Here is a 14,682-nt window from a genome sequence, read left to right as displayed (position 1 = left end):
CTAAACCGCGCGCACGTCACCAAACCGAGTCGGTGACGCCCTTTCCGGTTTCGGGCTTGTCCTCGATGGTCTCCACATCGGTGAACACCAGTTCCGCGTCCGCGCGCTCGGCGGCGCCCGGCGGCGCGACGGAAACCGGTGGCTCCATGGGGATCTCGCTCTGGAAGTCGGGCATACCCGGGATCACGTCGGAGAGCTTGGGCAGCCGCGCCCGCTCTTCCGCCACGGGCGCCATGACTTGCTTGCTCTGATCGAACACGTCCTGGGCAGCCTGCTGGGCAAGCCGCGTGATGGCTTTGGCGATGTCCTCGTAGCTGTATTCGTCGATGCCGCTGCCGAATTTGGTTTGGATGACCACCCCGTTGGCGTTCACCGTCACCGAGATCTGCCGGTCCCTTGTGCTCGCGGTGGCGGTGAGCTTGACCCGCCGCTGCTGCATCTCGGCGATCTCGCGGATACGGCTGCGGAATTCGTCCATCACATCGGCGATCTCGGCATCGCGTCTGGCCATCTAGTTCTCACCAACTCCACAAACTCTCACGGCGGTCCGTGTGGACCGCCCGCCAACCATCAGCAACCGTTCCGGCTCAGATGTTCTCGAACTGCTCTCGACGCTTCTGCTCCTCGCGTTCGGCATTCGTCGCGTTCTGGAACTGGCCGTCGGAGAGCTTGCCCCAGGACTTGGCCATGGTCCGTGTGCCCTCGACAGCGCCCTCGAGCTGGTACTTGAGGCCCTTCGGGTCATCCATGAACTTCTTGCCGAAGACCGGGTCGGAGCTGACGATCGAGATCAGCGAATCCAACTGCGCCTGCACGCGATCGGCGAGGGCGTCCATGCGGTCGCGCACCTTGCCGGTGTCGGTGCCCGCGATGCGCTGCTTTTCCACAAAACTCTCGACGTCCACGGGGCACCTCTCTTCTCACAAGGCCCGTACCAGCCACAAAGCGGCTGGTACGCAGATCTTTCCGACCATTCTGGCACCTCGGCCGACACGGCGGGCCGATTCACCGGGGTGAGAAGCTAAAGAACCCGTTAGGAATTCGCCATCGATCCGTTCCCTGCTGTTAACCCGCAAAGGGCAGGCAACAGGTCAGGCGTCGACCATCCCGTTGCGCTCCTGGAAGCGCTGCTCGAACTCCGCGATGTAGCGCGAGGGTGCGATCGAGGACGAGGACTGCTCCAGCACACCGTCATCGGCGATGTAGAACAGCGCACGGCCGATGGCGATCTCCCCCGGCGCGGTCGGCACGTAGACCATCCAGCCGCAGCTGATGCGGTCGGCGCGCAGCTGGTCCAGCGGATAGCCGGTGGTGTCGAGATCGCGCTCGAGAATGTAGCGGCGGACCTGATCGATGGCCTCGTCCTCGGGCATCGGATCCGGCAGCGTTGTGGCCACGCCTGCCATGGTGAGCTGGTAGAAGGCGCTGTCGATATCGAAGTCGCCCTCGTCACCGAAGACGCTGATCAGCGTATCCCTGGTCACCACACCGGCTTCCGCGGCCGAGACCAGCGTGGCGACGGCGGCGACCTGGCCGTCGGTGGGCTCGGCGGCGACCAGGCCCGCGATCACGTTGGTCACCGTCTGCGCGGTCCAGATACCGGGCACGGCCTCGGCGAGCTGATCGGCCGTCGGCGACTCGCCGCGGTACCAGCGACCGCCCTCCCACCAGTAGCAGAACGACAGCAAACCGCTGGCGGCCCGGGGATTCAGTACCGGGTTCGCCACCCAGGACGGAGCACCGGCGTAGTACGCGGGCAGCTGCGCGCCCTGGTTGTACGCCGCGTCCAAGGCGGGCGCGTTCCAGACACCACCGGAGAGCACGGCCCGGCCACCGGGCAGCATGTACAGCGTCGAGCCGCCCCGCTTGGCGCCTTCGAACCAGCCGAGCGCGGGCAGAATACGCGGCCCCCACTCGGAACCGACGGCGACGAACGCGGCCGCCAGCACCGCCCAGCGGGCCCACAGCGTGGGCAGCGCCGGGAAATCGCGCTCCGAGATCGTCCCGCGCACACCGGCTTCCCGATCCGCGCGCGCCAAGGCGGCGGCCTGCGCCGGGGTACGGGACTGGCGGTCGCCGTGACTCACATACGCGGCCAGCCACACCGGCAGCCGCTCCCGCGGATTGGCTTCCAGGTCGGCCTGATACACCGCGGCCGGGAACAGGTGATCGTCCGGGAACGGCTCGTCACCGTAGTCGTAGTCGATATCCAGCCGGCCCGCGGGCGTCAGCTGCAACAGCAGCCGCCACCACGGGCCGTCGCCCATGGCGGCGGAAACCTCGCGGTGCCTGCGCACCAGCTCCAGCACCGCCTCCGACGGCTGGATACGGACCGAACGCTCCTGATCGTCGCTGAACACGATCTGCGCGACCTCGGCGACCGCGGTGAAAGCGAACACCGCGTCCAGCTTGGACCAGCCCTGCGGGCCGCTCGTGGCCAGTTCGCGAGCCAGATTGTGGCCGATCTCGCGGGCCTGCTCGGCCGGGTCCACAGTTTCGGGCTCCGGCTCCGGCGCGGGATCACCCAGCGAGAACTCCACATCGGGTTCGTCGCTGCTCTCCTCGAACGCCCGCTGGAACTCCTGGCCGAACTCTTCGTCGGCGCGCTGCTCGGGTGTGCGATTCGGCTGCTGATCGCCGGGGACCTGGTTGTCGCCGACCTCGTCGTTCGGGCCTTCTTGGCTGGTCACGGTGCAGCTATCTCCTCATCCACGCACCCGTAACCGGAATCCCGACGAGCGTCCGGTCACAGGCTAGAGCCGAATTGCTGTCCTTCATCCTGGCACAGGATGCCGAAGGGCGACCCGGCAAGCCGAAACCCTCACCCCTCGACAGGATTCGCGGACCCGCCGTGGCGGACCTCGGCCGACCTTCGTAGGGCAGGACGAGGCCGCGGGGCTGCCTGGGGACCGGGGTGCCGGTCATCGGTTCCTTCGAAGGAAGCAGCTGGGAATGAATTTTCGCGCACCTGGCGGTCGTTCGTCTCGCTCATGAGCGGTGACTTCCCTAAGAATCTGTCAAGGTCTCGGGTGTGCCAGTCCCCCACACCCGATACCCCTGCGGACGGAACCTCCGATTTGCGAGGATCTGGACGTGAGACTTGCGATAGTCGAAGACGACCCCGGAGTCGGCGACGCCCTCGTCGCGGCGCTGCGTGCCAAGGACTATCAGGCCGATCACCTCCGGCGCGGCGCCGATCTCCTGCTCACCCACGACCGCTACGACGCCGTCATCCTCGATCTCGGCCTCCCCGACATGGACGGCCTGGAGGTGCTGCGCAAACTCCGCGAGGTCAGCTCGGTGCCGGTGCTGATCCTCACCGCGCGCAGCGGCGAACGCGCCGTCATCCGCGGTCTGCGCGCCGGAGCCGACGACTACCTGACGAAGCCGCCGCGCGTCGGCGAGCTGGTGGCGCGCCTGGAAACCGTCACCCGCCGCGCCGGTACCCCCACCGCCCCCGCCCCGCTGGTGGTGGTGACCGGCGACGTCCGCGTCGACTTGCAAGCACGCACCGTCGAGGTCGCGGGCGCCCCGATCACGCTCACCCACAAGGAATTCGAACTGGTACGCGTTCTCTTGGAGCGTCCGGGGTCCGCCGTCAGCCGTCAGCAACTCATGGACCGCATCTGGGGCGACGCCTTCGCCGCCATCTCCCGCGCCCTCGACGTCCACATGGCCGCGCTGCGCGCCAAACTCCAGCGCCCCCACCTCATCACCACCATTCGCGGCTACGGGTACCGATGGGAAACGGAGCCCCCTGATCCCTGACGGCTCGTTCTCGGCGGAACGTGCGGGTCAGGCGGCGAAGATGCGGGAACGCCGGTCGGGATCGCCGAGGACATCCCGGATCAGCAGCCCGAAGTCGAGGTCAGGAACGACCGCGCGGTAGTGCACGTCGCAGGCGACGACACCGGAGTCGACGAGGACGAAGCGGTTCGTCCGGTCGTCGACCCGCTGCCAATAGACGGCGATCGGCTGGGCGTCCAGATCGATCACGCGGTCGCCGGCCCGCAGCAGTAGCCGACCGGCTTCCCGGTAGAAGACCACCGACAGGTCACCGACAAAGCCGTACAGTCCGGACACCGAACCGCCTCCCGACGCCCCACCGCGCAGCGCGCCGCTCCGCGGATCGAAGTCCGCGAACTCACCGACACCCGCATGCGAGCGCACCACAAGACCTGTCGCCGCACGCTGACCGCCCTCGGCAGGCCCACGGCCGTTGCCGAAACCGGCTCGCGGAAACGCCCGCGAGGACCGTGACCGGCCCCCCGACGCGGGCGGGACCGCAGGCGGCATCATCGGCGCCGCAGGCGAATACCCGTTCGCCCCACCCGACAGCCCATTCCCACCCGGTTCCCCGACCGATGGTGGATCGGGCAACGTCGGCACACCGGGTTCGCCAGACGGCGGCACCCAGCCCGGCGACGGATCAGGCAACGTCGGCATACCGGGCACCGAGGGATCGTTAGGCGACGACACCCCACCCTGCGACGGATCAGGCAACGTCGGCATACCCGGTATGCCAGGACCACCAGGCGGCCGCATCCAACCCTGCGACGGATCGGGCGATATCGGCATACCCGGCACCGGCGGATCACCGGGCCTCGTCGGCGGCTCGGGCAACGCCGGATCACCCGGCGGCGTCGGCCAACCCGACGCAGGCGGGAACTGCGGAGCTGTCGGCAAATCCGGCAACTCCGGCGGGTTCGGAAGCCTTGGCGGTTGCGGCGACACCGGAGACTCCGGCGGCACAGGCGGTACCGACGGCGTGCCCGGTACCGGCGGACCACCGGGCCTGGTAGGCGGCTCAGGCAACCCCGGATCACCCGGCGGCGTCGGCCAACCCGACGCAGGCGGGAACCGCGGAGCTGTCGGCAAATCCGGCCCCTCCGGCCGGTCCGGAAGCCTCGGCGGTTGCGGCGACACCGGAGACTCCGGCGGCACCGGCGACTGTGGCGGACCCGGCGGCTGCGGCGGCGCAGACGGCATGCCCGGCACCGACGGATCGGCGGGCATGGTCGGCGGCGCGGGCAACCCCGGATCACCCGGCGGCGTCGGCCAACCGGGCGCAGGCGGGAACTGCGGAGCTGTCGGCAAATCCGGCAATTCCGGCCGGTCCGGGAGCCTCGGCGGTTGCGGCGACACCGGAGACTCCGGCGGCACCGGCACCGGCACCTGCGGCGGCACCGGCGACTGTGGCGGACCCGGCGGCTGCGGCGGCGCAGACGGCATTCCCGGCACCGACGGACCACCGGGCCCGGGCGGCGGCGCGGGCAACGCCGGACCATCCGGGGGCGTCGGCCAACCCGGCGCAGGCGGGAACTCAGGAGCCCTCGGCCAATCCGGCGCAGGCGGAAGTTGCGGAGGCTTTGGCGGTTGCGGCGAAGCCGGAGGCTCCGGCGGAACCGGTGGGACCGGAGGCTGCGGCGCAGGAGGCACCGGTGGCCGCGGCGGCACCGGCGGCTGCGGCCGAGCAGGCGGCTCTGGCGGCTTCGGAGGAACCGATGGCTGCGGTGGCACAGGAGGTGCCGGCGGCTTCGGCGGCACCGGTGGTTGCGGCGGCACAGGAGGCACCGGAGGCTGCGGCGCCGGTGGTTGCGGCAACGGCGGTACGGGTGGGAACGGCGCTACGGGCGTTGGCTTCCGGGGGTCGCGCTCCTCCTCCGCGCCACTTCCTGCCGCGAGACCGGCTGCCGCACCACCGTCGAGCCGCGGACGCCGCTCGTCTCCCGTCGACCGCCGCTCCCCCTCAACCCGCCGACCTTCGCCGCTCTCCGAACGAACGTCGCCCGGAGCCTGCGCCCCACCCTCGGACCGCGACTGCCCCTCATCGACCCCCGAATTCGCTCCTTCGTCCGGCCGCGGCTGGTCTTCGCCGACTCCCGAATCGGTCCCTTCCTCGGGCCGCGCCTGGTCTTCGCCACCCTCCGGCCGCTCGCCATCTTCGGCCCGCGCCCCAGCCTCAGGCCGCGACTGCTCGCCCTCGCTTTCCGGTCGAACCAATCCCGCCGACCGCGACAGGCCGCTCTCGCTCTCCGGCCGGGCCGAACCCTCCGAACGCGACTGCCCCTCGCCGACTTCCGGCCGCTCGCCACCTTCGGTCATCGCATCACCGTCGAGCCGCGAACGACCCTCGTCTTCCTTCGAACGCCGCTCCCCCTCGACCCGCCGATCTTCACCGATTTCCGACGACGCCACGTCGCCCGGAGCCTGCGCCCCGCCCTCGGACCGCGACTGCTCCCCGCCGACTTCCGAATCGACCCGCTCCTCGGGCCGCGACTGGACTTCGCTACTCCCCGATCGCTCGCCACCTTCGGCCCGCGCCACACCCTCCGGCCGCGACTGTCCGCGCTCGCTATTCGGCCGAGCCGAACCCTCAGGCCGCGACAGGTCTTCACCGGCGTCCGCCTCGGCCCTGGCCTCCGGCTGCGCTTGGCCCTCGCTGCCCTCCGGCCGCACCAAGCCATCGCCGCCCTCGGGTCCAGCGCTCCGCTCACCATCCATAGACGGCGGCGCACCCGCATCCGCCGATTCGGCATCTGGTGCTGTAGGCGGCTGTCCGCCGACGCGGTTGTGGTCGCGCACCTCCGAATGCGCCTGGCCCTCACCGGCTTCCGAGTCGGACCGACTCTCAGGTCGCGACTTTGCCCGTGGATCGGTCGGCCCGACCTCCGACGACGCAACGTCTTTCGGCATCGACCCGCCGCTGCCCTGATCGGACTCCGGCGCGCGACCACCGGGCCAATGCGCCGTCCGCGGATCAACCGGTCGGACCTCCGACGCTTCCGGTGACCGCTCGTCGACAACCACGTCCGCGTTCGTATCCGGCCCGCCCGGCCAGTGGACGGTCCGGGAATCGACAGCGCCACGGGAGTTTTCGCCGTCGCCTTGCGAACGCGTAGTTCCGGGATCGACCGGCCCAGAATTCGGCGACGCCTCCGGTGAATGCTCGCCTGTGCCGAGTTCGGAACCCGACGCCGACTCCGGTGCGGTCCCACCGGGCCAGTGCACGGTGCGCGGGTCGACGGCGTGCGGCTGCTCTCCACCGGGCTGGTTCGACGGTGCGGCCTCGGTCGGCTGGGCGGGTGCCGAGTCGCCGCCGTCGGTGCGGCGCGGTGGGAGGGCGTACCGGGAATATTCCGGTTCGCGGGATGGCGGAGCGTACTTGGCGCCTTTCGCCCACTCGGTGAACGGTGGACGGTTCGAGTTCCAGTCGAAGCCGATGCGGACGGCGTGTTCGTTGGCCAGGTTCCAGAACGCGGTCGGGTTTCGGATCAGGAAGTTCGATTCCGCCAGCGCGTCCTGCAACATCAGGATGTCGGCGTCGTTCGGGTCGCCGTCGATCAGGCGCTGCCACGCCAGCGCCACGTCGACGACCGCGTCGAGCCGCTGTCGCACGACCACGCCGGTGCGCCAATCGGTGCGCAGGTACTCGGCGTTCATCAGGTGATGCTTGATCTGCGCGATCTCCGCACGCGTGAACGCGGGCGCCGAATCGTCAAGGCGGTCGGCGACCTTGCCCGCCAGCTCCTTTCGGTCCACATCGGTGCCGCGTGTCAGCTCTTCGTAGACGAAATGCACCAGTCGCTCTGCGTCACCGGCCTTTTCGTCGCGAAGGTGCCCGGTGATCTCGTCGACCGCCGCGCTGAGGTCCGGCCCTGGATCTCGCGGACGACGCGTGGTCGGCAGGCCCTCGATGTGGTCCTCGATGAGTCCGTCGACCAGCGCGACGAGTTCGGCCGCCCGCACCGCGCGCCCGGCCCCTTCGGCGGCGGGGTTGCGCGCGAGCCGGTCGGTGATCCTGTCGATATCGCTGTCGTCGCCGCGGAACCGCTCGTATTCCAGTTCGGCGCGTCGCTGCACCAGCGCCCACGCCCGCTGCTCGGCGGTCTGGCTCGCCTGATACCAGCGCTCGTTCTCCGGTAGCGCGAACAGGTCCCGGACGTTCCACTCCCGCGCCATCGGCTGCACTTCGGCGGACTTCTTCCGGAAGAACGGGTGTCCCTTGAAGCCTGGGCGGATCCGACCTAGGTTGTTCTTGTCGGCGTACCAGGTGAATCCGGACAGCTTCGCCGTCTCCAGGATCAACCGCATCGTGTGATAGAAGAGGCCGGAGAACGGCACCTCGTACGTCGGCCCGGTCTCGATCGGCTGGCCACCGGGAATCGCGGGCAGCAGGTCCTTGTTGACGCCGGGTCCGTTGTCGGTGAACGGGTCTTCCAGCGCCGCCTGGAACGGATTCACCGCCCAACCGCTGACCCCCTCGGGGAGGTCGCGCGGGTGGAAGGTCTTGGGCACGGTGCCGCCGTCGCGGTTGGTCCGCCAGGTCGGACGGTCGGGGCGCACCTCGTGCGGCCTGCCCGCGGCGTCGAACCAGCGGACCAGCAGCACACCGGCGTCGAGCGGCCGGGGCCCGGTGATCTCGAGGAACTCGCGTCGCGGTCCGGCCATGCGTCGATACCGGACCGGTTCGCCGCGGTCGGCGATGATCTCGTGGAACTCGACCGTCGCGTCGCGGCGTGTCATCGCGTGCGCGACCGACGCGTTCTCCCGCAGCGCGCGGGCCAGCGCCGCGTCGTGCAGTGCGCGCGGATTGTCGAGTCCGCCGCGGGGGGCGACGACGATGATCCGCGGTTGGTCACCCTCGACGAGACCGACGCGGGGCACGATCGGCCTTGCACCGGCCGCATCGAGGAATTCCCGTCCCGCACCGGCCAATTCGGCGATCCTGGCCTGGATGCGATCGATCGCGTCTTCTGCGGCATTGACCCGTTCCGCGGCCTCCCGCAGCAGATTCAGGTTGCGCGCCTGTTCGGGAACCCGGCTCGCCTCGATCGTCCTGCCCGCGGCTTCCGCGAGGGTCTCGTCGAGTTGCCCATGGCCGAGCTCGTTCTCGTTCACCCGCAACCTGCGCGCCAGATCGTCGCGCATCCCGCGCCACGGTTCGACCGCGAGCACCTGGCGCGCGCGTTCACGGGCCAGCCGATCGATCTCGGTGCGCGCCTCGTGCGACAGCGTCGGCTCGACGTCGGTGCCGGATCTGCCGAGTTCGCCGAGGCGACGATCGATCTCGGCGACCCGCGCCGCCGCGCGTTCGTATTCCTCGGCCGCGCGCTGCAACTTGAACACCTGTGCGCGGCGGCGGGACAGTTCGGCTTCGCCCACCAATTCCGGTGTCTGCGTGGACAAGTCCTCGCCGACGCCAGGGATGGTGCGCTCGCCGACCAGGGCGTTGCGCAGATGCTCCAGGGTTGGCGCCAGGTCGGCGCCGAGCGAATCGTCCGCTCCGCGCAGGGTCGGCAGGATGTCGGCGAACCGCGAGGCGCGGTCATTGCGCTTGGCGCGCCAGAACTCTCGCTCGGCGACGGCGGCGGCGCGTTCACGGACCAGGGCTTCGTATTCGTCCTGCGACGTTCCGTCGCGCAGGGCGGCGATCGCGTCGTCGAGTCTGGCGATGTCGCTCTCGGCGTCGGCGAACTGCTCGGCGGCCCGTTCCAGCGCGTCGATGGCGGCAAGCCGGGCGTGCATCTCGTCGACGCGCATGGTTTTGCCGCGCAGCTCGTCCATCGTCGAGACCAGCGCGTCTCGCGTGAGATCGACGTCGACGTCCACCGGCATGTTCTGCGCCCGCATCCGCCGGATGTCGCGCCACTCCTCCCGCCGCGAGACCGCCTCGGCACGCTCGGCCAGCAGTCGGTCGAGCTCGGCCTGTTCCCTGGCGGTCAACGACCGAGGGGCCGTCGGCGCCGAATCCGGCTGCGACGACTCATTTTCCGCGTCGTCACCACTGGGTTCGTCCGGACCGGGCGAGGTGGTGGGCGGTTCCTGCGGCGGCTTCGTCCCGCCGCCACCGCCCGCGGCGGCCTCCGGCTCGCGCGCCTCGCCGGAATCCGACTCACCCTCGGGCGCGACCCTGGCGCGGTTGGATTCGGCCGTCGCCTCGGCGGGTCCTTCGCTATTCGCACCTGGCTCGGACCGCCGCGATTCCCGCGGCACCGAACGCGCCGAACCCGCGGGGCCGGTACCGGGCCGAGGACCCGGCCGCGACGGCGCACCCGCCGCCCCGGAGTCGTCTCCGTCGTCAGGTCCCGGCGCGGATCCACCGGGCCAGTGGACCGTTCGCGGGTCGATACGGGTTGTGCCGGGTGTCTGCCGCTCGGCGGTCGGGTCGTAGCGGACCTCGTGCAGACCGGCGCGGGCGAGTTCCAGTCGGCGCTTGGCCGCGGCGAATTCGGTCTGCGCAGCGATCAATTCGGCGCGGCGCTGCTCGACATCGTTTGCGGCCGCGTGCAGCCGGTCGACGCTCTGCTGGGGCACGCCCTCGGCGAGCAGTCGGCGCAGCATCGCCCGCAGCGTCTGGCTGGTCAGCTCGCCAGGGGCGATCGGCAGCTGTGCGACCTCGTTTCTGAGGTTCATCACGGCGTCGAAGTGCGCGTCGCCTGCCGCGTCGCGGCGGGTCCTCGCACGGTCGAGCTCCGCGCGAGCCCGGCTGACCGGAGTGTCGCCGTCGATCGCCGAGCCGATCGAGACCGAGCCGACGGCGGCCGATACTTCGGTACGGAAGTCGGTGCGGTGCAGAATGATTCCACCGTCGGCGCCGTCCGCGATCCGGATGTGCCGGACGATCACGTCCGCCCGGGCGAGCGGCAATCGCAGGTGCGGATAGTCGGTGGCGAGCCGGGCACGCACGTCGGTCGGCGCGTCCCTGCCGACGACCACGATCACCGACGGATCCGAGGCGACGATGCCAACGTGGTCGTCGAGCCGGCGCGCCCCCTCTTCGGCGAGCACCCGACGTTGCACGGCGCGGTCGAGCGCCCGATCCACCGCGGTCAACCGCTGCTCGGCCGCGTGGAAGCGCTCCGCAGCCTCCCGCAGCGCCCGGGTCCGCGCCGACTGTTCCGCGAGTTCGGAGACCGGCAGGGTCCGGCTTTCCAGCCGTTCGACCGTGGCGTCCAGGGCGGCCTCGTCGATCAGATCCGTCTCGGCCACCGGCAGCCCGCGCATGGCTTCGGCCCGCCCCGCTCGGGCGTCGTCCAAGTCCCGCCGCGCGATATCCCGTTGCGCCTCGATTCGCGCCACCACGCGACGCGACCGCTCGGCCTGCGTCATCGCCGACCTGCCCGCACCGTCGCCGTCCTCCTCGGGGCCCGAGTCGTCGCCGGTGCTCGAATCGGACTGCTGTGCAGACTTTTCCGATCCCTCGTCGTTCGGCTCACCCGGATCTGGCATTCCCACCGGAGGCTGCTGCGGCGGTTCCTTCCCGCCGCCACCGGCATCGGGCTCGGACGGGAGCTGGGAGGGCGGCTGCGGGATGGCTCCCTCGGCGAGGGCGCGGCGCGCGTTCACCACCAGGGTCTCGTGGATGACACGCGCCGGTTCGCTCGCGGCGTCGCCGTTCAGCTCGACCTCGGCGAAGCCCTCCGGGATCGCCTCACCCGGGTTGAACGCACCGTCGTCGTGGAAGCTGTAGCCGCTGAGCTGGCGAATCCAGGTGTGGTAGCCCTCGCCACCCGCGGCGAGGTGCGCGGCCGCGAACTCCTCTTCGTAGCGGCGACGCAGCACATCCTCGATCGTCGGGCGGGTCTCTTCGGACGACAGATAGTCGAGCACATGGCCGAACTCGTGGACGACCGCGCCGTACACCGGTCGGCGTTCCATGCTCGGATGCTTGAACCCGGCGGCCACATCCATGCTCATCACAGACCAGAACAGTGGGGCGCTGGTGGCGAGTTGATAGTCGAGAACGACTCGGGCGCCGCCGTTCTCGTGCTCCCACTGCGTCGCCGCGAAGGCGCTGCGGTGGTTTTGCACCGTGAGGATGTCGAGGATCGCCACCGGCGTCCCCGGGTACTTCGTGAGCAGGTCGTCGATCGCCCTGGCGTACTCCCGGAGCACCTCGGGATCGAGGTGGGGCAGATCGAACCGGAGCACCCGCATGGCACGTCGCTCGCCCAACAGATCGACGTCGTGCCGTTCGCTCAGTACCCGGACGATCTCAGCGACATCGCGCTGCGACCACTCGTCCCGTGGCGGCTGGTCCGGCGGCTGGATCGCGCGAGGCGCAGGCTCGGAGTAGGGGTCGGGGTCCTGATCAGGGGGTGTCAGCCGCAGTGGAGGTACGCCCGGGTCCTCGCCCACCGGCTCCGGCGGGCTCAATCGCAGCGGCTGGGACTCCGAATCATCCGCGGGATCATTCGGCTCGGGCGCCGTCAGCGGCGGCACCTGTGGCGGCTTCTTCCCGCCGCCACCCGCGCCGGGCTCGGGCGGCGAGACGGCCGCGGCCTCGTCGGCGGTCCGGGAATCGGGTTGGTGTACAGCGGATTCGGGTGCGCTGCCGGACACCGGTGCGTTGCCCGGAGAGCGATCACCGGCGGCCTCGGCCGGTGCGTCCGCTTCCGGGACGACGGTGGCGCGGATCAACCAGTGGCCGTCGTTGCCGAGGCTGCGGACGGTGTCGACGCGCATGTGCAGGCCGCGGCCGAGCATCATGACCGGGACCGGCATGCCCGACGGCAGGAAGCGATTCATGAACATGGCAGGTGTGCCCGCGGGGACGGTCAGTTCGAGGTGGAAGCGGCCGCCGTAGATCGGGGGTGTCTCGCCAAGAGCTAGCTGCGGGAACTCCGTGAGCTGGTGCAGGGAGCCGATCACGTCGCCGGACATGTCCAGCGGGTTCTCGGGACGGACGTAGGTCATCACCGCGGTGTCAGGTAGGCGGAAGCGGGTGAGGACGTCATCGAGAATGTCCACGGCCTCGGCCAATTCGGGCGTGAGCTCCGCGTCGCCGCGCAACGCGGCATCGATCGCGGCGCGGAACCCGCTGCCGTCGGCGTTCAGCGACGCGATGCGCTCCAGCACGGCGCGCTCGTGTGGGGCGAGCGCGTCGACCACCGCGTCCCAGTTCTCGAACCCGTACCGCAGGCGCGCGCCGAACTGCGGGTTGTCGATCTCGTAGCGGTCCCGCGCGGTTTCAGGCCGACCGTCCTGCTCGGAGCCCTCGGCGCCACGCCGCAGATCGATGGTCGGGTCGTCGCCGATGGAGGTGGCCGGATCCTGGTTCGTGCCGCGCTCTTCGGCACTTTCCGGGTTCGGTAGCGGGACCGTCGGATCGTCGGCACCAATCGCACCCGACAACGAAACCGTCGGATCATCCGCACCGTCCGGACCGGCCAACGGAACGGTCGGATCGTCGGCACCAATCGCACCCGACAACGGCACCGTCGGATCGTCGGCACCGTCCGGACCCGGCAACGGAATCGTCGAATCATCGGCGCCGATCGCACCCGACAACGAAACCGTCGGATCATCGACATCATCCGGACCCGGCAACGGAATCGTGGGGCCGTCCGCACCGATCGGACTGCCGAGCGGCACCGTCGCCACGTCGTCCGGTGACGGTGCCTGCGGTAGCTGTCCGGGCGACTGGCCCGGTGGCAGCGAGGGCGGGCTGCTCGGACCGGGGCCGGGCGGCAGCGGGTCGGGGCCGTCGTCGTCGGTGTCCGGGCGTGGCGGCAGCGGCGCGTCGGTGGGCAACGGGGCGGGCGCGTACCTGATGCCCTTGCGCCAGCCGGTCAGCGGCGGACGCACCGAATCCCAGTCGAAGCCGATCCGGATGGCGTACTGGTTGGCGTCGCGCCAGGACGCATAGTCGTTGGCGCGCAAGAAGTTCGACTCGGCCAAGGCGTCCTGCAACATCAGCACGTCTTCCGGCCGTGCCTCGTCACCGATCAACCGCAGCCAGGCCTCCGCGACATCCGCGACCTCGTCGAGCCGCACGTGCGCTGGCGACCCGTCGACGGGCAGCGCCCGCCGATACACGGCCTCCATGTAGTGATGCTTGATCTGCGCGATCTGCTCGCGGCTGAACGCCTTGACGGAGTTGTCCAGCCGCACCGCGACCTCGGCCGAGATCGCGGCCCTGTCCGGCTTCAGGCCGAGCAGCGCCTCGCGGATGTCGTCGACCAATCGGGCCGCGTCGCCGGGCTGTTCGCTGCGCAGGGTGCCGGTCAGGTCCGCGACTACGGCGCTGAGATCCGGGCCGGGATCGTCGGAGGTGCGCGTCGTCACCTCGATGCGCGCCGACATGTAGTCCTCGACGACGCTCGCGATCCGATCCACGATCTCCGCCGCGCGCACCTCGCGCGCGGCGCCCTCGAACTCGGGCCGGGCGGCGAGATTGGCGGTGATGCGGTCGATATCACCATCGGACTTACGGAACAGGCGGTACTGCTCGCTGGCCCAGTCCTGCACCCGCTGCCACGCGCGCTGCTCGTCCGCCTGCTTCCGCTCGTACCCCACCAGCTCACCGGGGGCGTGCTCCCGCTCGGCGCGCTCGGGTTCGCGCGCCATCGGCTGGACGTCAGCGCCCTTCTTCCGGAACCAGGGGTGCCCCTTGAACCCGGGCGAGATCCGGCCGGGATGCGCGGAGTCGTTGTACCAGGTGAAACCGAACAACTTCGCCGGCTCCAAGGTCAACCGCATGAAGTGGTAGAAGACGTCCGCGAAGGGCAGCTCGTAGGTCGGGCCGGGGTAGGTCGGTGCTCCGCCGGGGATGGCGGGCAGCAGGCCCTTGTTGATGCCGGAGCCGTTGTCCACGAACGGATCCACCACCGCCGCCTGAAACGGATTCGTCGCCCAGCCGCTCACGCCCTCGGGCAGATCGCGCTCCTTGAACTCCTT

At 70.3% G+C, this 14,682-nt stretch carries 5 protein-coding genes (1 of these 5 only partly in view); 1 reads left to right on the top strand and 4 read right to left on the bottom strand.

Features of this window, described 5'->3' with window-relative positions; all coding sequences use genetic code 11:
* Nucleotides 1-16: 16 nt before the first annotated feature.
* The 3 genes from CRP45_RS23060 to CRP45_RS23050 form a co-directional block, all read right to left on the bottom strand.
* A complete protein-coding gene (locus tag CRP45_RS23060) occupies nt 17-511 on the bottom strand; it encodes a YbaB/EbfC family nucleoid-associated protein (RefSeq protein WP_097246902.1) in 495 nt (164 codons plus the stop codon).
* Between the two features lie 76 nt (nt 512-587).
* Nucleotides 588-905: a hypothetical protein gene (locus tag CRP45_RS23055; RefSeq protein ID WP_143861526.1), complete on the bottom strand. Its 318-nt coding sequence runs from the start codon at nt 903-905 to the stop codon at nt 588-590.
* Nucleotides 906-1,091: 186 nt separating this feature from the next.
* The gene (locus tag CRP45_RS23050; RefSeq protein ID WP_245910356.1) at nt 1,092-2,690 is read right to left on the bottom strand and encodes a hypothetical protein; all 1,599 of its coding nucleotides are present in this window, start codon (nt 2,688-2,690) and stop codon (nt 1,092-1,094) included.
* Between the two features lie 403 nt (nt 2,691-3,093).
* Here CRP45_RS23050 and CRP45_RS23045 point away from each other — a divergent pair, with 403 nt between their 5' ends.
* Nucleotides 3,094-3,768 (top strand): response regulator transcription factor, encoded by a 675-nt coding sequence (locus CRP45_RS23045; protein ID WP_097246901.1) that lies wholly within the window; start codon nt 3,094-3,096, stop codon nt 3,766-3,768.
* A 27-nt stretch (nt 3,769-3,795) separates the two neighbouring features.
* Here CRP45_RS23045 and CRP45_RS23040 read toward each other — a convergent pair whose 3' ends face one another.
* Nucleotides 3,796-14,682, bottom strand: the end of a protein-coding gene (locus CRP45_RS23040; protein ID WP_097246900.1) for an alpha/beta hydrolase. It continues 25,668 nt past the right edge of the window; only the last 10,887 of its 36,555 coding nucleotides appear in the window; the start codon falls outside the window, past its right edge; the stop codon is at nt 3,796-3,798.

The sequence above is a fragment of the Nocardia amikacinitolerans genome, assembly GCF_900215415.1.
Taxonomy (GTDB): Bacteria; Actinomycetota; Actinomycetes; order Mycobacteriales; family Mycobacteriaceae; genus Nocardia; species Nocardia amikacinitolerans.
The sequence above is the reverse complement of the archived record's forward strand: the minus strand, read 5'-3'. Positions and strand labels throughout refer to the sequence as shown.

Coding starts and splice junctions, on each gene's coding strand:
- CRP45_RS23060 (WP_097246902.1), bottom strand. CDS start 511: ATGGCCAGACGCGATGCCGAGATCGCCGATGTGATGGACGAATTCCGC.